Raw genomic sequence first — 25120 nt, 5'->3', positions numbered from 1 at the left:
GAGTACCGTGGGCGCCGGTGCCGGGTCGGACGTCGATGAGGTGGGCCATGCGGAAGATCGTCCTGATGATGTCGGTGTCCCTCGACGGCTACATGGAGGGCCCGAACCGCGAGATCGACTGGCATCTCGTCGACGACGAGCTCCACCAGCACTTCAACGACGTCCTCAAGGAGATGGGCGCCTTCCTCGACGGGCGCGTCACCTACCAGCTCATGGCCGAGGTCTGGCCCGACGCCGACCGTGACCCGGACGCGCCGGCCCCCGTGGCCGAGTTCGCCCGGATCTGGCGGAGCATGCCGAAGGTGGTGTTCTCCCGCACCCTCCAGCACGCCGGCTGGCACACCACCATCGCCCGGGACGTGGTCGTCGACGACATCCTCGCGCTCAAGGCGCAGGACGGCGGCGACCTCGCGCTCGGCGGTGCCGATCTCGCCGCCGAGTTCCTGCGGCACGACCTCATCGACGAGTTCCGCATCTACGTCCACCCGGTGCTCGTCGGCCGCGGCAAGCGGCTGTTCCCCGAGCACGACGCGCTCACCGGCCTCCGGCTGATCGACGCCCGCCGGTTCGGCAACGGCGTCGTGCTCCTGCACTACGGTCGCCCCGAAGCGGGCGTTCGGTAAAGGCGTTGCCGGGCAGGTGCCCGCCGGGTAGGAAGGCCGCATGACTGGACTCGGCGTGGTGTTCCGGCCCCAACTGCCCCCGGAGCGGCTGCGGACGATCGCGCGGCTCGCGGAGGAGGCGGGCCTCGAGGAGCTGTGGCTGTGGGAGGACTGCTTCCTGGAAGGGGGAATCTCCACCGCGTCCGCCGCGCTCGCCTGGACCGAACGGCTCCGCGTGGGCGTCGGACTGCTGCCCGTCCCGCTCAGGAACGTCGCCCTCACCGCGATGGAGGCCGCCACGCTCGAGCGGATGTTCCCCGGGCGGGCGGCCCTGGGTGTCGGGCACGGCGTCCAGAGCTGGATGGGACAGGTCGGCGCCCGCGCGCAGTCGCCCGTGACGCTGCTGCGGGAGTACCTGGGCGCGCTGCGTGCCCTGCTGCGCGGTGAGCGGGTCACCACGGACGGGCGGTACGTGAAGCTGGACGACGTCGCCCTCGACTGGCCGCCGGCGCAGGCCGTCCGTGTCCTCGCCGGGGTCACCGGTCCGCGCTCGCTGCGGCTGTCCGGTGAGGCGGCGGACGGCACGCTCCTCACCGCCGCCACGTCACCGGAGGGCGTACGAGCGGCCCGTGGGCTCATCGACGAGGGACGCGAGGCGGCCGGTCGCACCGACCCGCACCCCGTCGTCGTCTACCTTCGCGCCGCCACCGGCCCGGACGCCGCCGCCCGGCTGCGCGCCGAGATCGAGCGGGAGGGCGGGGCGGAGCACGGCGTGGCGGGAGACGCGGCCACGGTCGCCAAGGCCGTACAGCAACTCGCGGACGCGGGGGCCGGCACGGTGGTCCTGCAGCCGACCGGCGACGAGCCGGACCCGGAGGAGTTCGTGCGGTTCGTGGCCGAGAGGGTACGGCCGCTCGTGCCGTAATTCGGTCGCGTCCGCTTCCGGGACGCTGGGAAGATCGCGGCATGTCCACGCACCGTTCGTACGGCGACCTGGTCCGCGAGGCCGTCGACGCCCCCGTCGACGGCTGGGACTTCTCCTGGTTCGAGGGGCGGGCAACCGAGGAGCGGCCCCCGTGGGGGTACGCCCGGTCGACGGCGCGGCGGCTCGCCCGCGCGTCGGCCGCGCTCGACGTCCAGACCGGTGGAGGAGAGGTCCTGGCTTCCGCGCCCACGCTGCCGCCGGTCACCGTCGCCACCGAGGGATGGCCGCCGAACGTCGCCAGGGCCACCGCTCTGCTGCATCCGCGCGGCGCCGTGGTCGTCGCCTCCGCGCAGGAGGCGCCGCTCCCGTTCGCGGACGCCGCGTTCGACCTGGTCACCAGTCGGCATCCGGTGCGGACGCACTGGGTCGACATCGCGCGGGTGCTGTGCCCCGGCGGCACGTACTTCTCGCAGCAGGTCGGCCCGGCGAGCGCCTTCGAGGTCGTCGAGCACTTCCTCGGGCCGCAGCCGGAAGAGGTGCGCACCGGGCGCGATCCGCGGCGGGCGTGCGCCGCGGCCGAAGCGGCGGGCCTGGACGTCGTGGATCTGCGGGAGGCCCGGCTGCGCATGGAGTTCCAGGACATCGGGGCCGTCGTGCACTTCCTGCGCAAGGTGGTCTGGATGGTGCCGGACTTCACCGTGGAGCGGTACGAGGACCGGTTGCGGTCCCTGCACGAGCGGATCGTGTCGCAGGGGCCGTTCGTCGCGCACAGCACGCGGTTCCTGATCGAGGCGCGCAAGCCGGGGGCGTAGGCGGCCGCACGGCGGGGATCGGGCGAGCGGGGGCACACCGTGTGTCGGAGACACACACCGATGGAACGCTTGTCCGAAATGTGGGACGAAGCAGCGGGATTTTCCGCATCGTTATGGAGGCCGACTCCCGTCGGTCCCGTTGAATCGCGTAAGTTCGGACCAAGGTAATTCGCGCCAGTGAAGCTGCGCGGGCGGCACCGCGCAGTGGAGGGGGCTGCGCGGTTCCGTGCACTCCGTGCCGCTGCGGCTCCGGTGCGGCGTCACTCGTCCCGCACGGCGACCCGCACGCCGCGTCTGATCCCCCAGCGCTCCATCGCCCCGGCCTCCGCCTCCAGGACATGGCGCACCCACGGGCGGGGAAGGCCGACACGGCCCGGCGGCATCGTGCGTACCGCCACCACCCGCAAGGTCCGGTCCAGGTACGCCACGTCGATCGGAAACCGCATCCCCAGGGTGTGCACGGCACTCGCCGGACTCAGCAGCAGTGCTCCGTCGATCCCGTCGCGCCCGAGCAGGCCGCGCCGCCGGGCGCGGGCGGACCGTGCGATCTCCAGGGGTACCGGGTGGGCCGTCTGCGGTGTACTGAGCAAGGGCATGACTGCGAAGTTAGCGCCGGCGTCAAACGGGGACTTCCGGTACGGGTCACCCGGGCGGAGTATCGCGGGACATGTCGCCAGATGGCCCGCAAGTGAACCCAAACCCCTTGGTTCCCTTTGTTTTCGGCCGAATTTCCCAGGAGTCCATCGGCTTTCGGCCATGATCGCGACCTGAATGAGAGATTCCGAGGCCATCGCGGCGTTGCCGGGCGATTCCGGAGAGTAGTTGTTGCATGCCGATGCGCGCGACATCCCTTACGAAGGGTTATGGTGGAAGCCCCCCCTCGGGCCGGTCCGTCTCCCCCCCACGGACCGGCCCGTTTCTTTGTCCCAAGGGCCCCGCTCCGGTCCCCCGTCGGGGACCGCGCCTCCAGTGCTCCGGCCCTGGGGACTGATGCGCGAGTGGGCCGGTGGGTGAATGGCCACACCGTCCCAAATCCCCCCACCTCCACCCCTCTTCACGCCCACGAACCCGAACCAACCCGCTGACACCCGTGGCCGCCCCCGCCCTTTCCGGCGGTAGGCTTCGGCTTCGTGGACCGCCATCTGACGGGGATCGCGCACGACCGCGCCTGTCTGAACCGCACGGAGGGGCTGACAATCACGTGAACCTGCGCGACAAGCTGCGCGGCCTGCTCGTCAGGCTGTACGCACGCCGGGTGGAAGGCCACCTGGACCACGCTCAGGTGCCCAAGCACATCGGCGTCATCATGGACGGCAACCGACGCTGGGCGAAGGCCGCGGGATCGACCACGGCGCAGGGGCACCAGGCCGGAGCCGACAAGATCGAGGAGTTCCTCGGCTGGTGCGCCGAGACGGACGTCGAGGTCGTCACCCTCTGGCTGCTGTCCACGGACAACTTCGACCGGCCCAAGGAGGAGCTGGTCCCGCTCCTGAAGATCATCGAGGACGTCGTCCGCTCCCTCGCCGCCGACGGCCGCTGGCGCGTGCACCACGTCGGCGCGCTCGACCTGCTGCCCGCGCAGATGCAGACCATCCTGAAGGAGGCCGAGGAGGCCACCGCCCACGTCGACGGCATACTCGTCAACGTCGCCATCGGCTACGGCGGCCGTCAGGAGATCGCCGACGCCGTGCGCTCCATGCTCCTCGACGCCCGCGAGAAGGGCACCTCGATGGAGGAGCTCGCCGAGTCCGTCGACATCGACATGATCGGCCGGCACCTCTACACGAGTGACCAGCCCGACCCCGATCTGGTGATTCGTACGAGCGGCGAGCAGCGTCTGTCCGGATTCATGCTGTGGCAGACGGCCCATTCCGAGTACTACTTCTGCGAGGTCTTCTGGCCGGCCTTCCGCAAGGTCGACTTCCTGCGCGCCCTGCGTGACTACGCGGCGCGACACCGTCGCTACGGCGGCTGAGCACCTTTCGTGCGAGACATCCGGCAGCCACCCGCGCCGCGCCGGGGTGTCGCTCGGTCGGGGGATGGGACGTAACGAGGAGTTCATCGGGGTGCCGTCATATGACGTGGCATGACGGCGCATTTTCGAGGGCATAAGCCAGACAGGTCGACACCCGAACCACGGGTGTCGTATCTCAGCGGACGGCACGGGGCCGTCCGCCCGGGAGGCCCTTTGCACCAGCCCGACCGTGCGGTCACAGCACGGACGCAGACGCGGAGGGCCGGTTCTCGGCCCGTGCATCGTGGCCGACGACCGGTCCAGCTCCGCCTCGTCGCTCCCCGACCTCATCCGAGGGGGTACGTCCTTCCGTGGTGACCAGCACAAAGCGCCCCAAGCCAGACCGGCGCACCTACGTTCTCGACACCAGCGTCCTGCTGGCCGACCCCCATGCCATGACCCGCTTCGAGGAGCACGAGGTCGTGCTGCCGATCGTCGTGGTCACCGAGCTGGAGGCCAAGCGGCACCATCCCGAACTCGGCTACTTCGCCCGGCAGGCCCTGCGCCTGCTCGACGACTACCGCGTGCGATACGGCCGGCTCGACGCCCCCATCCCGACCGGGGACCTCGGCGGAACGCTCCGGGTGGAGCTCAACCACTCGGACCCCAGCGTCCTGCCCACCGGCTACCGCCTGGGGGACAACGACTCGCGCATCCTCGCGGTCGCCCGCAACCTGCAGGCGGAGGGGTTCGACGTCACCGTCGTGTCGAAGGACCTGCCGCTTCGGATCAAGGCGTCGTCCGTCGGCCTGCTCGCCGAGGAGTACCGCGCGGAGCTGGCCATCACGGACTCCTCCGGGTGGACCGGAATGGCGGAACTGAGCCTGTCCGCCGAACAGGTGGACATCCTCTTCGAAGAGGGGCACCTATATGTGCCGGAGGCCGCCGACCTGCCCGTGCACACCGGCCTGACGATCCAGTCGGAGCGGGGCAAGGCGCTCGGCCGCGTCACCGCGGAGGGCAACGTCCAGGTGGTGCGCGGCGACCGGGAGGTGTTCGGCATCAAGGGCCGCAGCGCCGAGCAGCGGATCGCGCTTGACCTGCTGCTCGACCCGGACATCGGGATCGTGTCGATGGGCGGCCGGGCCGGCACCGGCAAGTCGGCGCTGGCGCTGTGCGCGGGCCTGGAGGCCGTGCTGGAGCGGCGGCAGCACCAGAAGGTGATGGTCTTCCGCCCGCTGTACGCGGTGGGCGGGCAGGAGCTCGGGTACCTGCCGGGCACCGAGGCGGAGAAGATGAGCCCCTGGGCCCAGGCGGTCTTCGACACCCTCTCCGCGGTCACCACGCGCGAGGTCATCGAGGAGGTCACGGCGCGCGGGATGCTGGAGGTCCTCCCGCTCACCCACATCCGCGGCCGCTCGCTGCACGACGCGTTCGTGATCGTGGACGAGGCCCAGTCACTCGAGCGGAATGTGCTGTTGACCGTTCTGTCCCGGATCGGTGCCAATTCGCGGGTCGTTCTGACCCATGATGTGGCGCAAAGGGACAATCTGCGCGTCGGGCGCTACGACGGAGTCGTCGCCGTCGTGGAGAAACTGAAGGGGCATCCGCTTTTCGCGCACGTCACGCTCACCCGGTCCGAGAGGTCCCAGATCGCCGCCCTTGTGACCGAAATGCTCGAGGACGGGCAGATCTGACCCATATGCTCAACCGGGAGTAGCTACCCGTCAGTTGGCGCCGTCCGGCAAAGGCACAGAGCCTAGCCGGGCGGCGCCGTCGTGTGCGGGAGGTTCCGAGAATTGCGTGCTCCAAACGGGATGTGAGCTTTCACACTCATCTCGGAATTGCAACGCGGCGCCGGATTACGGCAGAGTCTCGTTCCTGTCAGGCCCCGCATACGACACAGCTGTACCCCCAGCGGTCCAGCGCCACAGAGACACCAACTGCATAGAGCCGTCGTATGCCGCCCGAGCACCACGCGGCGCTCCCCAGCGGGAGTTGCCCACCGGGCCCGTGCCTCCCGTGACCCACGAAGGTGGGAGGCCAGTGTCAGGGGCACGATTGCGTCCGCCAGGGTCACCGAAGCGGGCGATGCTGGAAGGAAACCGTGTGAGCCCGATCTCGGTCCGGGGATTCGCAGTGGCCTCGGCCACGGCGGTCACCGCTGTCGGAAGCGTCGTCGGAGTCGCCTCGGGCAGCACTGCCCAGACGAACGACGCCGAGGCGACCGCAGCCGACTCGACGCTCCTCGCCGACATACCCGCCGGTCAGCAGGCGCAGGTCCAGACCGCGTCGCTGACGCAGCAGGCCGACGCCCAGGCCATCGCCGCGGACTCGCTCGCCAAGAAGGACGCCGAAGAAGCGGCGCGCAAGCAGGCGGCCGCAGACGCGATCGCCAAGCAGAAGGCGGCGCAGAAGGCCGAAGAGGAAGCCAAGGCGCGCAAGGCTTCGGAGGCCGCGAGCCGCAGCGCCAGCCGTGACGCCTCCAGCTTCCCGGTCCAGAGCTCGTACACGGTCGCGCAAATCCAGGCGATGGCACGTCAGATGGTGGCGGCCGACCAGTTCCAGTGCTTCAGCAACATCGTGAACCACGAGTCGAGCTGGAACTACCACGCGGTCAACGCCTCCTCCGGCGCCTACGGCCTCTTCCAGGCGCTGCCGGCGGGCAAGTACGCCTCCGCCGGTGCCGACTGGCAGACCAACCCGGCCACGCAGATCAAGTGGGGCCTCAACTACATGGACAGCCGCTACGGCAGCCCCTGCCAGGCGTGGTCCTTCTGGCAGGCCAACAGCTGGTACTGAGGCCTCGGCCTCGTCCACGCGCGATGCTCAACCCCGCACAGCCTCTCACCGTCTATGGGTGAGGGGCTGCGGCCGTCCCAGGCACCGCCGGCCCCACCATGTACGGTCGGAACCGACGACTCCAGGGGGGAGTGGTGGGGAGCACCCGGGGAAGCGGGGGAAGAGGACGGATCATGTCGCAAGTGCCAGGGTGGCTCTCCCGGCTCGGCGCCGGACTGACCCAGATGGGGGAGCGGCTGGACGAACGCCGCGCGGAGGTCGAGAAGGAGCACGGCGAGCCCCAGCCCGCCCCGTCGGTGGACAGCGCCCCGCCGCCCCCCGCGTATGCTCCCGCGACGCGGCCGCAGCCGCGACCGCATCCCGCGGAGGCGGTGCCGTGGGGCGTACGGGTGGCAGCGGAGGCGGGCTGGCGCCTGCTGGTCCTCGCGGGCACCGTCTGGATTCTGATGCAGATCATCAGCACGGTGCAGCTGGTGGTGTTCGCGTTCGTGTGCGCGCTGCTCATCACGGCACTGCTGCAGCCCACCGTGGCCCGGCTGAGGCGGTACGGCGTGCCGCGCGGCCCGGCGACCGCGCTGACCGCGATCCTCGGCTTCGTCATCATGGGCCTGATCGGCTGGTTCGTGACCTGGCAGGTCATGGAGAACATCGACTCGCTGTCCAACCAGATCCAGGACGGCATCGACCAGCTGCGCAAGTGGCTGCTGCACAGCCCCTTCCATGTCACCGACAAGCAGATCAACCAGATAGCCAAGAACCTGCGCGAGGCGATCGGCGCGAACGCGGACCAGATCACGTCGACGGGCCTGCAGGGCGTGCAGGTCATCGTGGAGGCCCTGACCGGCATCCTCCTGACGGTGTTCTCGACGCTGTTCCTCTTGTACGACGGCCGGCGCATCTGGGAGTGGACGCTCAAGCTGGTGCCGACGGCGGCGCGGCCGGGGGTGGCCGGGGCGGGTCCCCGCGCCTGGCGCACGCTGACGGCGTACGTCCGGGGCACGGTGCTCGTGGCCCTCATCGACGCCATCTTCATCGGGCTGGGGATCTACTTCCTGAACGTCCCGATGGCCGTGCCGCTCGCGGTGTTCATCTTCCTCTTCTCCTTCATCCCGCTGGTGGGCGCGGTGGCCTCGGGCGCGCTGGCGGTCCTGGTGGCGCTGGTCACGCAGGGCGTCTTCACCGCGATCATGACGCTGCTCGTGGTGCTGGCGGTCCAGCAGATCGAGGGCCACATCCTGCAGCCCTTCATCCTGGGCCGCGCGGTCCGGGTGCACCCCCTTGCGGTGGTGCTGTCGGTGACGGCCGGGGGAATGATCGCGGGGATCGGCGGCGCGGTGGTGGCGGTGCCGCTGGTGGCGGTGACGAACACGGTGGTGGGCTACCTGCGGTCGTACGCGAGCGGGCCGGCGGCGCATCGGCAGCCGACGGCGCCGCCCCCGTCGCGGGAGAGCACGACCGTGGGATCACCGACCCCGAGCGAAGGGGAGCGCGAAAGGGCCGCCGAGAGGATCGCGACCAGGGACGACTGAGCCGGGCGCCCTGCGGTCCGTCGGTGAGGGTCCGGGCGCGGCAGCGCAGGGGCGGGCTCCGGGGAACGCGTGAAGAACACCCGGGCCCCGCTCACCACCGAGGTGAACGGGGCCCGGACGCACGCGCCGTCGCGGACTACTGCGCGAGCACCGCCTCCGCGTCCAGGGTGACACCCACCGCCTGGATCACGGACGCGATCTTGAAGGCCTCCTGGACGACCTCACGCTCCACCCCGGCCTTGCGCAGCACCTGCTCGTGCGAGTCCAGGCACATCCCGCAGCCGTTGATCGCGGACACCGCGAACGACCACAGCTCGAAGTCGACCTTGTCGACCCCGGGGTTGCCGATGACGTTCATCCGCAGCCCCGCGCGCAGGCTGCCGTACTCGTGGTCCGACAGCAGATGCCGCGTGCGGTAGAAGACGTTGTTCATCGCCATGACGGCCGCCGCGGACTTCGCCGCGGTGTACGCCTCCGGCGAGAGGTTCGCCTTCGCCTCCGGCCCCAGCTCGCGCAGCACGATCGCCGAGCGCGACGCGATCGCCGTCGCCAGCACCGTGCCCCACAGCTGCTGCGCCGGCAGATCGGAGTTGCCGATGACCGAGCCCAGGTTGAGCTTCAGGTCCTTGGCGTAGTCCGGCAGAGCGGACTTCAGGGAGTCGAGCGACATGGCTCACTCACCAGCCAGCAGCTTGACCGGGTCGAGGGTCTCCTCGCCCTTGCTCCAGTTGCACGGGCACAGCTCGTCGGTCTGCAGGGCGTCCAGGACCCGCAGGACCTCCTTGGGGTTACGGCCCACGGACCCGGCCGTCACCATGGTGAACTGGATCTCGTTGTTCGGGTCCACGATGAGGACGGCACGCTGCGCGAAGCCGTCCTCGCCCTCGATGCCCAGCGCACGCATCAGCTCGTGCCTGGAGTCCGCCATCATCGGGAACGGCAGCTCGCGCAGGTCCGGGTGGTCCTTGCGCCAGGCGTGGTGCACGAACTCGGAGTCGCCGGAGAACCCGAGGATCTGGGCGTCACGGTCGGCGAACTCGTCGTTCAGCTTGCCGAAGGCCGCGATCTCGGTCGGGCACACGAAGGTGAAGTCCTTGGGCCACGCAAAGACGATCTTCCACTTGCCCTCGTAGGTCTTGTGGTTGATCTGCTCGAACTCCTTGCCCTTCTCCAGCGAGACACAGGCGGTCAGTTCGAACTCGGGGAACTTGTCACCGACAGTGAGCACACGCTCTCCTTGCAGCACAGAAGCACCCGGAACGCAAGGTGCTTCTCATGGGTTGGACTGTTCCGATGCTGGCACAGGGCGCATTGATTAGGGAAATAGCTACACTTGGTCGCGTTGATCGATATCGGCTATCAGTGATCCGGAGTCAGAGCATGGCCGTGGGTGGGACCAGGACCAACGGGCGCCGCCGGCCCACGCTCGCACAGCTGCGCGCCTTCGCCGCCGTCGCCGAGCATCTCCACTTCCGGGACGCCGCCGCCGCGATCGGCATGAGCCAGCCCGCCCTGTCGGGCGCCGTCTCCGCCCTGGAGGAGGCCCTGGGCGTGACCCTGCTGGAGCGGACCACCCGCAAGGTGCTCCTGTCACCCGCCGGCGAACGCCTCGCCGTACGGGCCAAGGCGGTGCTGGAGGAGGTCGGCGCGCTGATGGAAGAGGCCGAGGCCGTCCGCGCGCCCTTCACCGGCGTCCTGCGGCTCGGCGTGATCCCGACGGTGGCGCCGTACCTCCTGCCCACCGTCCTCAACCTCGTCCACGACCGCTATCCGCACCTCGACCTCCAGGTCCACGAGGAGCAGACCGCGAACCTGCTCGACGGGCTGACCAGTGGCCGCCTCGACCTGCTGCTGCTCGCCGTCCCCCTGGGCGTGCCCGGCGTCACCGAACTCCCCCTGTTCGACGAGGACTTCGTCCTCGTCACCCCGCTGGACCACTGGCTCGGCGGCCGGGACGGGATACCCCGCGAGGCGCTGCGCGAGCTGAACCTGCTGCTCCTGGACGAGGGGCACTGCCTGCGCGACCAGGCTCTCGACATCTGCCGGGAGGCCGGCCGCGCAATCAGCGGGGCGGGGCGAAGCCCCTCGGCCGAGGGCGGTGGGAGACGGGAGGGCGCGCCTGTGACGACGACCGCGGCCGGTCTGTCCACCCTCGTCCAGCTCGTCGCGGGCGGCCTGGGCGTCACCCTGCTGCCGCGCACGGCGGTCGAGGTGGAGACCACCCGCAACGGCCGACTCCTCACCGGCTACTTCGCGGATCCGGCCCCCACCCGGCGCGTCGCCTTCGCCATGCGCGTGGGCGCCGCGCGGGGTGCCGAGTACGAGGAGCTGGCCACGGCCCTGCGCGAGGCGCTGCGACCGCTCCCCGTACGGGTGCTGGGGCCCGAGGACTGACAAGGGCCCGCACGGCCTACTCCGTGCGCAGTCCGTCCGGCCGCATCAGCCGCAGCAGCGGCGGCACGCTGAGCGCGGTCACCAGCAGCACGACCCCCGCGCCGATACCGGTCATCGTCAGCACGCTCGCCCAGTCGACGCTCACCGTCGCGCCGGACATCTTCAGCAGCACGCCGCCCAGCGTCAGTCCGACCACCGAGGCCAGCAGCAGGCCGAGCGCGATGGGGATCGCCGTCTGCCACAGCACCGACAGGCTCAGCGTGCGGCGCCGGGTGCCGAAGGCGACCAGCGACGACAGCAGCTTCTTGCGTTCGCGCAGCTGCTCCAGCTGGGAGACCAGCAGACTCGCGCCGATCAGCATCAGCACGCAGGTGGCGCCGACGAACAACCCCGTGCGGATGGAGGTGAAGCGCACCGACTGCTCGGTGGCCGCCCAGGTCATGGGGCTCGAGAACGGGACGACCCGGGCCGCGGTGTTCCGTACGTAGTCGGGGGCGTCCGGAACCGAGCGGTCGAGCGCGAGGTAGATCTCCCCGTGGAAGCCGCGTTCCGCCTGCGCGGGCAGCGCGCCGCGGGTGAAGAGGAAACCGCCGCGCCGCACACCGGTCGGGTCCTCGCGGGACTGGGCCTGCTCGACGCCCCGCGGCACCCTCCAGGCGAACTCCGTGCCCTTCTCGTCGCCGTACGAGGGGTCGAGGTAGAGGGTGCGGCCCGGCTTGGCCAGGGCGGGCGTGTCGGTGTCGCCGTCACCGCCCCGCAGCACGAAGACGTCGCCGTCGCGGCACGAGGGCAGGTGCGCCACCTCACGCAGGGACGCGCAGTCGCCGACGGTCACCTGGCTGGTGGTGCCGGGGTCCTTGCGCCGGTCGCCCATCTCCGAACCGGAGAACGCCATGACCTGGCGGACGCCCTTGGTCCGGCCGAACTCCTCGGCGGCTGCGGCGACCCGGACGTCGCTGGGCAGGGCCACCTGCATCTGCGCCCGTGACACGTCCTCCCGCGTCTGCTTGGTGTAGTCGCCCTCGACGCCGGAGAACAGCATCTGCAGGGCGATCGCGCCGGCCACCGCCACCGCGATGCCGTTGACCATGCGGGCGGCGGTGCCGCTGCTCAACTGGAGCCTGCGCACCGCCAGTTGCCAGGCCACACCGCCGGAGTTCAGCCGGGCTACGACCGTCTCGACGACCCACGGCAGCAGCGCGGTGACGCCGACCAGCAGGAGCAGCACACCCCCTACCACCAGGTACTCGTTGAAGTTCCCGTTGGTGTGGCCCTTGCCCACCATCGGGTAGAGCATCGCGAGGCCGGCCAGCGGCAGCAGCAACCGCCACCACAGCCGGCGCCGCGCGGGCTTCGCGGTGCGCACCACACCGAGCGGTTCGATGACCACGCCGCGCAGCGCGAACAGGGTGACCAGCACCGCCGCCGCCGGGACCGCGACCGCCACGAGCAGGACCAGCAGAGGCGAGGGGTCCAGGTAGCTGGGGAAGACACTGATGTCGAAGACCTCGACGGAGGCGGCGAATTGCCGCCCGGCCAGGAAGAAGGCCGTACCGAAGACCAGCCCGAGCACCGCCCCCGCGAGCGCCTCACCGGCGGCGATCCGCCGGGTCATCCCGCTGTCCGAACCCACCAGCCGCAGCGCCGCCAGCCTGCGGTCGCGCCGCTCGCCCCCGAACCGCACGGCCGCGGCGATGAAGACGCCGACGGGCATGAGCAGGACGACGAAGACGACCAGCGTCAGCAGGAGCAGGACGGGGTCCGTCTTCTCGGACGTGGTCTCGTCGGGCCCGAACGTGTCGATGCGGGCCACGTCCGGGGGGCTGATCTCGGCCGCGAGCCCCTTGGCGCCCGCGTAGTAGGCCAGTTCGTGCGAGCCGATGAGCCCGCTCTCCCCGATGGTGCCGGTGATCCGGTACGGCAGCCGCTGCCGCAGCAGGGCGCCGTCGCCGGACTGGAGCAGTTTCTTAAGGGCGGGCGAGACGACCATCGTGCCCGGCTCCGGGAACCTGTCGAGGCCGGGCGGCAACGGCGCCCGCGCGCCCTCGGGCTCCATCACCCGTCCGCGGATGTCCTTCTGCCGGTAGGTGGTGTCGACGTCGGCGATCACCAGGGTGTTGTCGGCCTTGGGCTTCGGCTCCTGGTTGAAGGTGTGGTCCGCACGTGCGTTGTCCCGCTCGTGCCGCACCGCGATCGCGTTGGGGAGGGCGGTGGTGAGCAGGAGCAGCGCGACGCCGAGGCCGACGCCGAAACCCGTCAGCAGGAGCCGGACCCATCCCTCACGTCCACCGCCGAACGCGAACCTGGCACCCATGACCAGGTCCTTCGACCACTGGCTGGCGTTCATACGAGGCGCTCCATGTCCCGGGACTTCCCGTCGCGCACGACGATCTCGCGGTCGGAGTACGCCGCCACCCGCGCCTCGTGCGTGACCAGGACGACGGCGGCGTTGGTGGACCGGGCCGCCTCGGTGAGCAGGTTCATCACCCGCTCGCCGTTGAGCGAGTCGAGGGCGCCGGTGGGTTCGTCGGCGAACAGCACGCGCGGGCCCGTCACCAGGGCGCGGGCCACGGCGACGCGCTGGCCCTGGCCGCCGGATATCTCACCGGGCCGCTTGCCCGCGAGGTCGTCGACCTCCAGCCGGGACATCCAGGACAGGGCGGCCTGCTCGGCCTGTCTGCGGGAGGTGCCGTTCAGCCGCAGCGGCAGCGCCACGTTCTCCACGCAGGTCAGCTCGGGGACGAGCTGCCCGAACTGGAAGACGAACCCGAACTCGGTGCGGCGCAGCAGGCTGCGTTCGGCATCGCTCATGCCGGCCATCTCGCGGCCGTTGTAGACGATGGAGCCCGCGTCGGGCGGCACGATTCCGGCGAGGCAGTGCAGCAGGGTCGACTTGCCCGACCCGGAGGGGCCCATGACGGCGACGATCTCGCCGGGGTGGATGGAGAACTCCGCGCCGTCCAGGGCGACGGTGGGCCCGTACGCCTTGCGCAGGCCCTCGGCGGCGAGCAGGGAACCGGCGGGAGCAGTCACTGGGCCACCGCCTCGGCGAGCTTGGACAGTCGGGCGGCGGTCAGCTCGAGCCAGCGCAGGTCGGCCTCCAGGTGGAACAGGGCGTGGTCGCAGATGAGCTGGTCGGCCAGGTCGCCCTTGCGTTTGCGGTCGGTCAGGATCCGCATCATCCGCAGGTGCTCGGCACGCTGGGTGTCCAGGATGCCGGCCGCGTCGCGGTGGGTGAGGAGGGCGATGACGACCTTGGTGTACAGGGTCGACTGCAGATACGGCTCGGGCTTCTCCGGTGTCGCCAGCCACCGCTGGACGTCGGTGACGCCGGCCCCGGTGATCGCGTACCGCTTGCGTTCGGGCCCGCCGCCGGGTTCGATCCCGTCGACCTCGACGAGCCCGTTCTTCAGCAGCCGGGACATCGTCGAGTAGACCTGGCCGTAGTGGAGCGGCCGGTCATGACCGAACTTCTCGTCGAAGGCCCGCTTCAGGTCGTAACCATGGCGGGGCCCGGACTCCAGGAGTCCTAGGAGGGTGTGACCGATGGACATGCCAAGCACTGTACACACAGCGTATACACCTTGCGTATACATGCCGCGTATAGGCCGTGGCGGCGAGTGAGCCCCCGCAGGTGGCGACCGATTGTCACAGTTCTGCCACACGACCCGCCGCCGGGTCGGGCGGTCGCCGGTGCGGCGGCCCGGAGGCGGAGGCCCGGGGGACCCCGGGCGGCGCCTATGTTTCCGGTTCGCCCGAGGTCGGCGGCCGGCCCCGGCGGGGAATCGGCCCGGCCTCGCGCGGCAGCCGCCCCGCCTCCGCCAGCGCCCGCCGCAGCAGGAACTCGATCTGCGCGTTCGCCGAGCGCAGCTCGTCCGAGGCCCACCGCGCGAGCGCCTCGTACACCGACGGGTCGAGCCGCAGTAGCACCTGCTTGCGCTGCTGCGGCCGGCGCTGGGGGTCGGCGCCCCCGGAGGGAGCCGTCACTGGTAGAGGGACCCCGTGTTCAGGACCGGCTGCGGCGCCCGGTCACCGCACAGCACCACCATCAGGTTCGACACCATCGCCGCCTTCCGCTCCTCGTCCAGCTCCACGATGTCCCGCTCCGCGATCCGGGCCAGCGCCGCCTCCACCATCCCGACCGCACCGTCGACGATCTGCCGCCGTGCCGCGACCACCGCCCCGGCCTGCTGCCGCTGGAGCATCGCCGAGGCGATCTCCGGAGCGTACGCGAGGTGCGTGAACCGGGACTCGATGATCCGCACCCCGGCGGCCTCCACGCGCGCGTGCAGCTCGGCGGCGAGCTTCTCGGTGATCTCCTCGGCGTTGCCGCGCAGCGAGAGCCCGCCCTCCTCGTGGGCGTCGTACGGGTACTCGATCGCGATGTGCCGCACGGCCGCCTCGGTCTGGGTGCCGACGAACTCCAGGAAGTCGTCCACCTCGAACGTGGCCTGGGCCGTGTCCTCCACCTTCCAGACCACCACCGCGGCCAGCTCGATCGGGTTGCCGTAGGCGTCGTTCACCTTCAGGACGGCGGTCTCGTGGTTGCGCACCCGAGTCGAGATCTTCGTGCGCGAGGTGAAGGGGTTCACCCAGCGCAGCCCGTCCTGCCGGATCGTGCCGCGGTAGCGCCCGAAGAGCTGAACCACCCGCGCCTCGCCCGGCGCCACCGTGTTCAGACCGCACATGGCGAGGAACGCCGCGAGGCCGATCAGCACCCCGGCGACGATGAACGCGGCCTTGGCGCCGGACGCGGCGAGCGTCGACCCGGCGGCGACCAGGCCGACGCCCAGCACCAGTCCCACCAGGCCGAGCAGCAGCGCCAGTCCGCCGCCGATGCTGTGCGCCGGGAACTCCCGCACGCGCGGGCCGGGCATCTCCGGTATGTCCGTGGTGGCGGACGCGGCCTGTGTCGACATGGGTGCTCTCCCCCGTTTTCGTGTCGGCTCGTGACTAGCTAAGTGATATCACATTATCCGTCCGAACAACCTTCCGCACCTCCTGTTCGTCGGTTCCGATGGGACGGGTGCTGGATCTCACGTCCGTAAAAGACGTGATCGACAACCCTTTGTCATACCGCGCGGTGTTAGCTTTCTGAGCTGACCTGAACCACGCACCTGTGTGACACACGAGAGTGAAGCGGAGCGGATCGACCCATGGGACGAGCGGAAGAGAGACGAGCGCGGCAGCGCGGTGGTCGCCGCGCGGCGCCCAAGCGCTCGCCCGGGACGGCCGAGTCCCCGTCGATCGGCGCGGTCGGCCCGGGCGACGCACCGGGCGGTGCCCCGGCCGGCGGCCGGGCCGCCGCGCGGGCCGCCGCGAAGAGTCGCGGCAAGGCCAAGGGCAAGGCGGGTAAGAGCGGCATACGCCGCTTCTTCACCTGGAAGACCGTCCTCGGCTCACTCTTCGGTCTCGTGCTGCTGGTCATGGGCGCGTTCGTGGCGCTGTACCTGCTGACGCCGATACCGGCGGCGGCGAACGCCGACGCGACGGTGCAGAGCAACGTCTACAAGTACAGCGACGGCTCGATCCTCGCCCGCAGCGGCAAGCTCAACCGCGAGACGGTCGACCTCGCCGAGGTCCCCAAGCCCGTCCAGCACACCTTCGTCGCCGCCGAGAACAAGACGTTCTACCAGGACTCCGGCGTCGACCTGAAGGGCACCGCCCGCGGCATCATCAACACGCTCTCCGGCAAGGGCGCGCAGGGCGGCTCGACGATCACCCAGCAGTACGTCAAGAACTACTACCTGAACCAGAACCAGACCGTCACGCGCAAGCTGAAGGAACTGGTCATCTCGCTGAAACTGGACCGCAAGAAGTCCAAGGACTACATCCTCGCGGGCTACATCAACACCAGCTACTACGGCCGGGGCGCCTACGGCATCCAGGCCGCGGCCCAGGCGTACTACCGCAAGGACGCCAAGAACCTCACGGTAGAGGAGGGCGCGTACCTGGCCGCCCTGCTCCAGGCGCCGAACCAGTACGACTGGGCGATCGCCACCGACACCGGCAAGCAGCTGGCGCAGGCGCGCTGGAACTACGTCCTGGACAACATGGTCCAGATGCACTGGCTGGACGCGGGCAAGCGCCAGGCCATGAAGTTCCCGGTGCCCAAGACACCCAAGGGCGCGCCCGGCATGGAGGGGCAGACCGGCTACCTGGTGGACGAGGCGAACGCGGAGCTGGAGAAGCAACTCGTCTCCCAGGGCACCGCGTCCTCCCTCGGTGACGCGGAGGCGCTGGTCAGGGCGGGCGGCTGGACCATCACGCTCAACATCGACAAGAAGCGGGAAAAGCAGCTGGAGCAGTCCGTCAAGGACCAGCTGACCAGCAAACTCAACCCGAAGAAGCGTTCCGTCGACGGCGTCGTCCAGGCCGGAGCCGCCTCCGTCGACCCGAAGACGGGCAAGGTCCTCGCCCTGTACGGCGGCGTCGACTACTTCAAGCACTTCACCGACAACGCCACCCGCCGCGACTACCAGGTCGCCTCCACCTTCAAGCCGGTCATCTTCGCCGCCGCCCTGGACGAGGGCGCCAAGACGCAGGACGGCCGGGCGATCGACGCCAACACCGTCTACGACGGCACCAGCGGCCGCCAGGCCGTGGACAACGGCACCAAGGTCGGCTTCGGCCCGCCGAACGAGGACAACACGAACTACGGCCCCATCTCCGTCCAGACGGCCATGAACCAGTCCGTCAACTCCGTCTTCGCCCAGATGGGCGTCGACGTGGGCATGGACAAGGTCATGAGCGTCGCCGGCAAGCTCGGCATGGACACCAAGGGCATGCAGGCGGTACCCGCCCAGACCCTGGGCTCCATGGGCGCGAGCCCGCTGGAGATGGCCGGCATCTACGCCACCCTCGACAACCACGGCAGGAAGGTCACCCCGACGATCCTGAAGTCGGCCGACCACAAGGACCGTACGGTCACCCTGCCGAATCCGATCGGCGACCAGGTCATCAGCCGCCAGGCCGCCGACACGGTCACCTCCGTGCTCACCGGTGTGGTCGACGACGGTACGGCCAGGACGTCGGTGGCCGCCAACACGGCGCGCGACGGCCAGCAGGTGGCGGGCAAAACCGGTACGTCCGACAACAACAAGTCGGCCTGGTTCACCGGCTACACGCCCGACCTGGTCACCTCCGTCGGCCTGTTCGGCGAGGACCCCAAGTCCCACGCCCAGGTTCCCATGACGGGTGCCACGGGCCATGTCCCGGGCAGCCCGAGCGGCCGAATCAACGGCGGCAGCTACCCGGCGCAGATCTGGGCCGCGTACACCTTCGAGGCCATGGACCAGGTCAGCAAGTTCGACCTGGACACCACACAGGGCGCGGCGGTCCAGCCGAGCGTGACGCCGAGCCTCTCGCAGTCGCCGACCACCTCGCCGTCGTCGTCGCCGACCTCGCAGAAGCCGACGACCAGGCCGCCGACGAGCTCGGCGCCGCCGTCGAACCCGCCCACATCGAGCCAGCCCCCGACGAGCTCGGCCCCGCCGTCGCCGACCGACTCCCCGGCGTCGCCGTCGCCGCCGCCGGGGAACCCCCTCAATCCCAAGGGCTGACAGTAGGCCCTGTCGTACGCGAAGGGCGCCCGGTGGACCGGCCACCGGGCGCCCTTCTCCGTTGTCGTGGCTGAGGGCTCTCAGCCCCGGTTCAGCTCGAACCAGACCACCTTGCCGGTGCTCAGCCGGGTCGCGCCCCAGCGCCGGGCCAGCCGGTTCACCAGGTACAGCCCCCGGCCGCCCTCGTCCGTGGCCCGTGCCTGCCGCAGACGCGGCAGCTGCGGCACGTCGTCGCCGACCTCGCAGCGCAGCACGTCGGTGCGCAGCAGCCGGAGCGTGACCGGACGCGACGCGTACCGCACCGCGTTCGTGACGACCTCGCTGACCAGCAACTCCACCGAGTCCGTCAACTCCTGGAGTCCCCAGCGGTCGAGCGCCCGGCGCGCCAGCCGCCGCGCCCGGCTCGGCGCCGCGTCCTCCGGCTCCAGCACCCAGTACGCGACGTCGCTCGGCGCGATGCCGTCGAAGCGGGCGGCGAGCAGCGCGATGTCGTCGTCGCGGTCGCCGGGCCCGAGCATGTCGAGCACCTCGTCGCACAACGCCTCCAGCGGCGGCGGGTGGTCGGCACCGGTGATCCGTGCGGTCGCGGCGAGCTTCTCCCGCAGCTGCTCTATGCCGGTCCACACGTCCCGCAGGCGCGACTCGACCAGCCCGTCGGTGTACAGCAGCAGGGTGGCCCCGGCGGGCGCGTCCAGCTCCACCGCCTCGAAGTCCACCCCGCCGACACCGATGGGCGCGCCCGCCGGCACCCGCAGCACCTCGGCCCGGCCGCCCAGGTGCAGCAGCACCGGCGGCGGATGGCCCGCGTTGGCGATGGTGATCCGGTGCGAGACCGGGTCGTACACCGCGTAGAGGCAGGTCGCCATGCGGTCGGTGCCCAGCCGCTGCGCCTGCTCGTCCAGATGGTGCAGGACCTCCTGCGGCGGCAGATCCAGGCCGGCCAGCGTCTGCGCCGTCGTCCGCAGCTGACCCATGATCGCCGCGGACGTCATGGAGTGGCCCATGACGTCACCCACGACCAGGGCGACCCTGCTGCCGGGCAGCGGAATGGCGTCGTACCAGTCGCCGCCGACCCGCGCGGTCTCCGCGGCCGGCAGATAGCGGGACGCCAGCCGCACGCCCGTGGGGTTCGGCAGCGTCTCCGGCAGCATCGTGCGCTGCAACTCGTCCGCGATGTACGCCTCACGGCCGTACAGCACCGCCTTGTCGATGCCGAGCGCGCTGTGCGTGGCGAGCTGCGCGGCGACCAGCAGGTCGTCCGCCTCGAACGCCAGGCGCTCCGGGCGGCGCAGGAACAGCACGGCACCGATCACCCGGCGCCGTCCGCGCAGCGGCGCGAGGATGGCACGCTGACCCGGGGGGACCGCCAGGTCGTCGCCGAGCAGCTCGGGCAGCGCGGCGCGGGCGGCGGGCGCGTCCGCGAACACCGGCCGCACCCCGCGCAGCACCTCGGCGAGCGCACCGCCGGGCCGCACCTCGCACAGCTCGTTGCTCAGCTCCACGACCGCGGAGTCCTCCGGTACCGGCACCGGCAGGATGCCGTCCTCCAGATCCCGCTCCTGCGGTATCCGGTCGGTACGCCGCAGCCGCAGCACCAGGGGCCCGGTGGGACGCTCGTCACCCACGGGCAGCGGGTCCCGCAGATACACGAGTATCGCGTCCGAGAACGTCGGCACCGTGGCCCGGCACAGCCCCATCACGATCTCGTCCAGGTCGATGCCGCGGGCGATCCGGCGGGTCGCCGCGCCCACGAAACGCAGCCGGTCGCCGTCGCGCCGCATCGGCATGGGCCCGCTCGGCCGGCTCTGACCGGTGCGCCGCTCCGTGCCGTCGGGCAGGGCGACGGCACGGTCCTGCTCCCCGCTCGGCTGGACCGGGATCACCTCCGGGGCCGGGCGCGGCCGGTGCGCGTCGGGTTCGTCGGCGGCCGGCTGGGAGTGCTCGGTGCCGTCCGCCGCGGGCAGCGGCGCGGAGGCGCCGCCCGGGGAGCCCGGCGATCCGTGCTGGGCACAGGGCAGCGGCGCGGCGGAAGAGGCGGGCGGGTCGCCCGCCCGGGTCTGTACGGGTAAGGCCGTGGCCGGCGGTGCGGTCAGCGGCTCCGGGGTACGCAGGAGCGCCCCGCGGGGCTCCGCGGGGCCGGCGCCCGGCTGGGGGCGCTCATGGGAGGTCGGGTGCTCCGTCACGCGTGTCGAATCCATCCGTTCGGGGCTGCGCGCCGTGCGTGCAGTTCGTCCCGCAGTGAAGCCGATACCCGGAATACATGCCCCAGGAACGGATTTCCCGCCGGGTCACACGCTGTTCCTGGTGCACCGGCCCGACGAGCCTTCCCGGTGTGGCCCTCGTACCCCTCGCTCACGTCCTGCCGCCCCTCGGTGACGTTCGGTCAAGCCCAGCGCTTGGTTCGGGAGTTGCTGTGGTGCGCCCTTGCGGAGGACGATCCTACGGTTGTACCGCGGGGGCGCAACAAGGGTCTCATGACGTCATGTACGCGGGAGTGCGGTCCCAGTCGTCCGGCAGTCGAGGCACAGACCAGGACGGATCGGGACGCCAGTGCTGCCAGCCGTCCGAGAACGGCGTGCCCCAGGCGCGGATCACCTCCGCCGCGGACCGCCCCGCCTCCCGTACCCGCTCGGCGAGCTGAGGACCGATCAGCCCGTCCTGCTGGGCCTGGGCGAACTCGTCCTCGTCGCGCCAGCCCCAACTGCGGTCCGGGTACACGCAGATGTCCAGGAAGTGATCCTCCGAGTCGACCCCGCCGGCCCAGCGCACCAGCGGCTCCTCCAGATTGACGTACCAGTTCTTGAACCGCCAGCCCGGTTCCCAGAACAACCACACCGACCAGGGCTCGCCGGGCCGGGCCAGCTTGAGCACGCCGGTGCCGAACCAGCGGTCGAGCTGCACGGTGCGCGGTCTGGTGTAGCGGGTACGGAGCGGCTCGGCGTGCAGCGGCGTGCCGTCGGCGAGGACGGGCTTCACACACGTCGTCCCCGGCGCCATCCACACGGCGAGCAGGTCGGAGTCGTCGCGTACGACGGTGACGGGGCGGGCGATGTGGAAGCGCTCTCCGGCGTTCTCCCGGTACCGCCACAGGATCTGGTCACCGGGAGCCCAGCGCCCCGCCGCCCCGTCCGCTTCGCTCGTTTCGCCCGCTTCCACTCGTCTCACCGCTCCACCCTCTGCCATGCACAGATATTAGGTGCCCCAGGCATACGACGCTGCGGTGCCCGTCATCGGTTCGCGTCACGGACGGGTGATGTGCGCCGGTATGACGGGAGCCGTTACGGGTGCGTCATCCGCAGGACATCGAGTGCCTCGTCGAGCTGGTCGAGGGTGAGGTCGCCGCGGTCCACGTAGCCCGACTCCAGGACGGCCTGACGGATCGTCGTGCGCTCGGCAAGCGCCTTCTTGGCGACCTTGGCGGCCTCCTCGTAGCCGATGTACCGGTTGAGCGGCGTGACGACGGAGGGTGACGACTCGGCGTACTCGCGGGCGCGTTCGCGGTGGGCGGCGATGCCGTCGATCGTGCGGTCGGCGAGCAGCCGCGAGACGTTGGCGAGGAGCCGGATCGACTCCAGCACGTTCTTGGCGATGACCGGCATCATCACATTGAGCTCGAAGTTGCCGGAGGCGCCGGCCATCGCCACGGTGGCGTCGTTCCCGACGACCTGGGCGGCGACCATCAGGACGGCCTCGGGGATCACGGGGTTGACCTTGCCGGGCATGATCGAGGAGCCGGGCTGCAGGTCGGGGAGGGTGATCTCGGCGAGGCCGGTGCGTGGCCCGGAGGCCATCCACCGCAGATCGTTGGCGATCTTTGTGAGGCCCACGGCGATGGTCCGCAGCTGCCCGCTGAGCTCGACGATCCCGTCCCGGGCGCCCTGGGCCTCGAAGTGGTTGCGGGCCTCGGTGAGCGGCAGCCCGGTGGTGCGGGCGATCTCGGCGATGACGGCGGCGGAGAAGCCGGGCGGGGTGTTGATGCCGGTGCCGACCGCGGTGCCGCCGAGGGGGAGTTCGGCGAGGCGGGGGAGGGAGGCGGTGAGCCGCTCGATGCCGTACCGCACCTGTGCCGCGTACCCGCCGAACTCCTGACCCAGCGTCACAGGTGTGGCGTCCATGAGGTGCGTCCGCCCGGACTTCACGACGTCGGCGAACTCCTCGGCCTTGCGTTCGAGGGAGATGGCGAGATGGTCGAGAGCGGGGACGAGGTCGCGGCTGACGGCGGCGGTGGCGGCGATGTGGAGGGAGGAGGGGAAGACGTCGTTGGACGACTGGGACGCGTTGACGTGGTCGTTCGGGTGCACGTCCCGGCCGAGGCGCTCGGTCGCGAGGGTGGCGATGACCTCGTTGGTGTTCATGTTGGAGGAGGTGCCGGAGCCCGTCTGGAAGACGTCGACGGGGAAGTGCTCGTCCCACCGCCCCTCGGCCACCTCGGCGGCGGCGGCCCGAACGGCGTCGGCGACGTCCTTGTCGAGCACGCCGAGCTCCGCGTTGACCTTGGCGGCGGCGGCCTTGATGCGGGCGAGCGCCTCGATGTGCGCGCGCTCGATCCGCTGCCCGGAGACGGGGAAGTTCTGCACGGCACGTTGGGTCTGGGCTCGCCACTTGGCGTCGGCGGGGACACGGACCTCGCCCATGGAATCGTGTTCGATCCGGTAGTCGCTCATACCGGTTACAGCGATCGGGGCGGCGGGGATGTTCCGTGGCCTGGTCCGCCCGGGTGCGCGCACTCCCCGGCCGGGACCTCCGGGGGCGAAGCCGTCCCGCGAGAAGCCCCGGACGGAACTCGGCACCGTCGGGGCGATGCGATGAAGGATCCGGCGGTGCTCGTCGGGGTGATCGGCGACCGGAAGACCGTCCACGTTCGGCGGTCGCCCGTCGCGCTGCCGCCTTGGCACGGGGCCAGGGCTGTGAAACGCTCGATATGCGGCATCTCTACCGACACATCCCTTCCTCGCCTGCACGTCGATCCCGAACGAGCGAGTGGGGCTCTCGTCCGGAGTTCATCCGTATCCAGGCTTGTTCGGGGAGTTAAGGAAGAGCCATGAGGATGACCGAGCGCGTTCACGACCGCGACGACCGCAGTGACCCCACCTTGTACCGCACTCCGGCGGATGCCGTCGCCGCGCCTCCGGAGAGGCTCGCCTATGTCGTCGGATTCGACCCGACCGCGCAGCGCGCGGACGCGTTGTTCACCGTCGGCACCGACCCCGGATCCCGCGAATACGGCCGCGTGCTCTCGCACGCCGAGCTACCCGGCCTGGGCAACGAACTGCACCACTTCGGCTGGAACGCCTGCTCGAGCGCGCTGGCGCACGCCGGTCATCACAACGCCGCGCGTCGCTACCTCATCGTTCCGGGACTGCGCTCGTCCCGGCTGCACGTCTTCGACACCACCCCCGATCCCGCCCGCCCCCGCCTGGTCAAGGTGGTCGAGTCCGAGGAGCTCGCCGCCAAGGCCGGATATTCGCGACCGCACACACTGCACTGCGGTCCCGACGGGGTCTTCCTGTCCTGCCTGGGCGGCGCGGACGGTGCTGACGGGCCGGGCGGCGTCGCGCTCCTGGACCACGAAAGCTTCGAGGTCCTGCGCGCCTGGGAGAGCGACCGCGGGCCGCAGCGGTTCGCCTACGACGTCTGGTGGCATCTGGGGCAGAACATCGCTGTGACGAGCGAGTGGGGGACCCCTTCGATGATCGAGGACGGCCTTGTCCCCGAACTGCTGCTGGGTCGCGAGTACGGCCACTCCCTGCACTTCTGGGAGCTCGACTCCGGTCGGCACCTGCGGCGCGTCGATCTGGCGGACGAGAACCAGATGGTGCTGGAACTGCGCCCCGCGCACGACCCGGAGGCGACGTGGGGGTTCACCAACACCGTGGTCGACGTGGAGGACCTGTCGGCATCGGTGTGGTTGTGGAACCGGGAGGGCGAGGACTTCGTGGTCCGCAAGGTGATCACCGTTCCGGCCGAGCCCGCGCAGGCGGAGGACCTGCCCCCGGCGCTGCAGCCGTTCGGCGCCGTGCCCCCGTTGATCACCGACATCGACCTGTCCGTGGACGACCGCTGGCTGTACATATCCGCCTGGGGGACCGGCGACCTGCTCCAGTACGACGTGAGCGACCCGTTCCGTCCCAGGCGGACCGCGGCCGTGCGTCTCGGCGGCATCGCCGGCCGACAGCCGCATCCCGCCGAGCCGGACAGGGCACTGACGGGAGCAGCGCAGATGGTCGAGCTCAGCCGCGACGGGCGGCGCGTGTACGTGACCAACTCCCTGTACTCCGCCTGGGACGAACAGTTCTATCCCGCGGGCATCGACCCGTGGATGGTCAAACTCGACGCCGACACCTCGCACGGAGGGCTCTCGGTCGACAGCCGCTTCTTCCCGCACGGGGCGGACTTCCTCGGCCTGCGCGTGCACCAGACCCGCCTGCAGGGCGGCGACGCCTCCTCGGATTCGTACTGCTACCGGCGCTGACGGAGCCGGTTCGCTCCGGCACTGCTGTCGGGGCGGTCCACGTCGAACGCGAACGCCCGAAACAGGTA

The 25120-nt window shown here is 70.7% G+C and carries 21 protein-coding genes; 10 read left to right on the top strand and 11 right to left on the bottom strand.

The features are described from left to right. Window positions 1–47: 47 nt before the first annotated feature. From AC5WS8_RS31605 to AC5WS8_RS31595, 3 genes are read left to right on the top strand one after another with little or no spacing between them, the layout of a single operon-like run. Window positions 48–623: a dihydrofolate reductase family protein gene (locus AC5WS8_RS31605; protein ID WP_496106933.1), complete on the top strand. Its 576-nt coding sequence runs from the start codon at window positions 48–50 to the stop codon at window positions 621–623. Window positions 624–663: 40 nt separating this feature from the next. Then, window positions 664–1527: an LLM class flavin-dependent oxidoreductase gene (locus AC5WS8_RS31600; protein ID WP_496106932.1), complete on the top strand. Its 864-nt coding sequence runs from the start codon at window positions 664–666 to the stop codon at window positions 1525–1527. Between the two features lie 41 nt (window positions 1528–1568). Beyond that, the gene (locus tag AC5WS8_RS31595; RefSeq protein WP_496106931.1) at window positions 1569–2339 is read left to right on the top strand and encodes a class I SAM-dependent methyltransferase; all 771 of its coding nucleotides are present in this window, start codon (window positions 1569–1571) and stop codon (window positions 2337–2339) included. A gap of 260 nt (window positions 2340–2599) precedes the next feature. On the opposite strand, the gene AC5WS8_RS31590 is transcribed toward AC5WS8_RS31595, so the two are convergent. Beyond that, window positions 2600–2935, bottom strand: a complete 336-nt coding sequence (locus AC5WS8_RS31590; RefSeq protein WP_496106930.1) for a DUF192 domain-containing protein — start codon at window positions 2933–2935, stop codon at window positions 2600–2602. A gap of 605 nt (window positions 2936–3540) precedes the next feature. On the opposite strand from AC5WS8_RS31590, the gene AC5WS8_RS31585 reads away from it, so the two are divergent. The 4 genes from AC5WS8_RS31585 (at window position 3541) to AC5WS8_RS31570 (ending at window position 8624) form a co-directional block, all read left to right on the top strand. Beyond that, window positions 3541–4314 (top strand): isoprenyl transferase, encoded by a 774-nt coding sequence (locus tag AC5WS8_RS31585; RefSeq protein WP_496106929.1) that lies wholly within the window; start codon window positions 3541–3543, stop codon window positions 4312–4314. Between the two features lie 350 nt (window positions 4315–4664). Beyond that, window positions 4665–5990, top strand: a complete 1326-nt coding sequence (gene phoH2, locus AC5WS8_RS31580) for an RNA 5'-3' helicase PhoH2 (protein WP_496106928.1) — start codon at window positions 4665–4667, stop codon at window positions 5988–5990. Between the two features lie 412 nt (window positions 5991–6402). Continuing rightward, complete coding sequence (locus AC5WS8_RS31575; protein WP_496106927.1) at window positions 6403–7095, top strand: aggregation-promoting factor C-terminal-like domain-containing protein; 693 nt, start codon at window positions 6403–6405, stop codon at window positions 7093–7095. A gap of 173 nt (window positions 7096–7268) precedes the next feature. Then, window positions 7269–8624 carry an AI-2E family transporter gene (locus AC5WS8_RS31570; RefSeq protein WP_496106926.1) on the top strand — a complete coding sequence of 452 codons (1356 nt, stop codon included), beginning with the start codon at window positions 7269–7271 and terminating at the stop codon, window positions 8622–8624. Between the two features lie 136 nt (window positions 8625–8760). Here AC5WS8_RS31570 and AC5WS8_RS31565 read toward each other — a convergent pair whose 3' ends face one another. Further along, window positions 8761–9294, bottom strand: a complete 534-nt coding sequence (locus AC5WS8_RS31565) for an alkyl hydroperoxide reductase (RefSeq protein ID WP_496106925.1) — start codon at window positions 9292–9294, stop codon at window positions 8761–8763. Window positions 9295–9297: 3 nt separating this feature from the next. After that, entirely contained in the window at window positions 9298–9852 is a 555-nt protein-coding gene (locus tag AC5WS8_RS31560; RefSeq protein WP_496106924.1) for a peroxiredoxin, read from the bottom strand. Between the two features lie 152 nt (window positions 9853–10004). Between AC5WS8_RS31560 and AC5WS8_RS31555 the strand changes: the two genes are divergently transcribed. Then, entirely contained in the window at window positions 10005–11018 is a 1014-nt protein-coding gene (locus tag AC5WS8_RS31555) for a LysR substrate-binding domain-containing protein (RefSeq protein ID WP_496106923.1), read from the top strand. A 16-nt stretch (window positions 11019–11034) separates the two neighbouring features. Here the strand turns inward: AC5WS8_RS31555 and AC5WS8_RS31550 are convergent, their stop codons facing one another. The 5 genes from AC5WS8_RS31550 to AC5WS8_RS31530 all read right to left on the bottom strand — a co-directional run bounded on the left by AC5WS8_RS31550 (window position 11035) and on the right by AC5WS8_RS31530 (window position 15937). Further along, window positions 11035–13365: an ABC transporter permease gene (locus tag AC5WS8_RS31550; RefSeq protein WP_496106922.1), complete on the bottom strand. Its 2331-nt coding sequence runs from the start codon at window positions 13363–13365 to the stop codon at window positions 11035–11037. Further along, window positions 13362–14051 carry an ABC transporter ATP-binding protein gene (locus AC5WS8_RS31545; RefSeq protein WP_496106921.1) on the bottom strand — a complete coding sequence of 230 codons (690 nt, stop codon included), beginning with the start codon at window positions 14049–14051 and terminating at the stop codon, window positions 13362–13364. Before AC5WS8_RS31545 ends, AC5WS8_RS31550 begins: the two co-directional genes overlap by 4 nt. Next, a complete protein-coding gene (locus AC5WS8_RS31540; RefSeq protein ID WP_496106920.1) occupies window positions 14048–14572 on the bottom strand; it encodes a PadR family transcriptional regulator in 525 nt (174 codons plus the stop codon). The genes AC5WS8_RS31545 and AC5WS8_RS31540 overlap by 4 nt, the downstream gene beginning before the upstream one ends. Window positions 14573–14756: 184 nt before the next feature. Beyond that, entirely contained in the window at window positions 14757–15005 is a 249-nt protein-coding gene (locus AC5WS8_RS31535; protein ID WP_496106919.1) for a type II toxin-antitoxin system antitoxin, read from the bottom strand. After that, window positions 15002–15937, bottom strand: a complete 936-nt coding sequence (locus AC5WS8_RS31530; RefSeq protein ID WP_496106918.1) for an SPFH domain-containing protein — start codon at window positions 15935–15937, stop codon at window positions 15002–15004. The genes AC5WS8_RS31535 and AC5WS8_RS31530 overlap by 4 nt, the downstream gene beginning before the upstream one ends. 237 nt (window positions 15938–16174) lie before the next feature. Here AC5WS8_RS31530 and AC5WS8_RS31525 point away from each other — a divergent pair, with 237 nt between their 5' ends. Continuing rightward, window positions 16175–18580, top strand: a complete 2406-nt coding sequence (locus AC5WS8_RS31525) for a transglycosylase domain-containing protein (protein ID WP_496106917.1) — start codon at window positions 16175–16177, stop codon at window positions 18578–18580. An 80-nt stretch (window positions 18581–18660) separates the two neighbouring features. Here AC5WS8_RS31525 and AC5WS8_RS31520 read toward each other — a convergent pair whose 3' ends face one another. The 3 genes from AC5WS8_RS31520 to AC5WS8_RS31510 all read right to left on the bottom strand — a co-directional run bounded on the left by AC5WS8_RS31520 (window position 18661) and on the right by AC5WS8_RS31510 (window position 23244). Beyond that, entirely contained in the window at window positions 18661–20778 is a 2118-nt protein-coding gene (locus AC5WS8_RS31520) for a SpoIIE family protein phosphatase (RefSeq protein WP_496106916.1), read from the bottom strand. A gap of 274 nt (window positions 20779–21052) precedes the next feature. Further along, window positions 21053–21763, bottom strand: a complete 711-nt coding sequence (gene fomD / locus AC5WS8_RS31515) for a cytidylyl-2-hydroxypropylphosphonate hydrolase (RefSeq protein ID WP_496106915.1) — start codon at window positions 21761–21763, stop codon at window positions 21053–21055. Window positions 21764–21858: 95 nt separating this feature from the next. Then, window positions 21859–23244 (bottom strand): class II fumarate hydratase, encoded by a 1386-nt coding sequence (locus AC5WS8_RS31510; protein ID WP_496106914.1) that lies wholly within the window; start codon window positions 23242–23244, stop codon window positions 21859–21861. Between the two features lie 383 nt (window positions 23245–23627). On the opposite strand from AC5WS8_RS31510, the gene AC5WS8_RS31505 reads away from it, so the two are divergent. After that, window positions 23628–25052: a selenium-binding protein SBP56-related protein gene (locus AC5WS8_RS31505; protein ID WP_496106913.1), complete on the top strand. Its 1425-nt coding sequence runs from the start codon at window positions 23628–23630 to the stop codon at window positions 25050–25052. The last annotated feature ends 68 nt before the right edge of the window (window positions 25053–25120 follow it).

The sequence above is a fragment of the Streptomyces sp. PTL18 genome (assembly GCF_059510295.1).
This window is presented reverse-complemented; position numbering and strand designations above follow the sequence as displayed.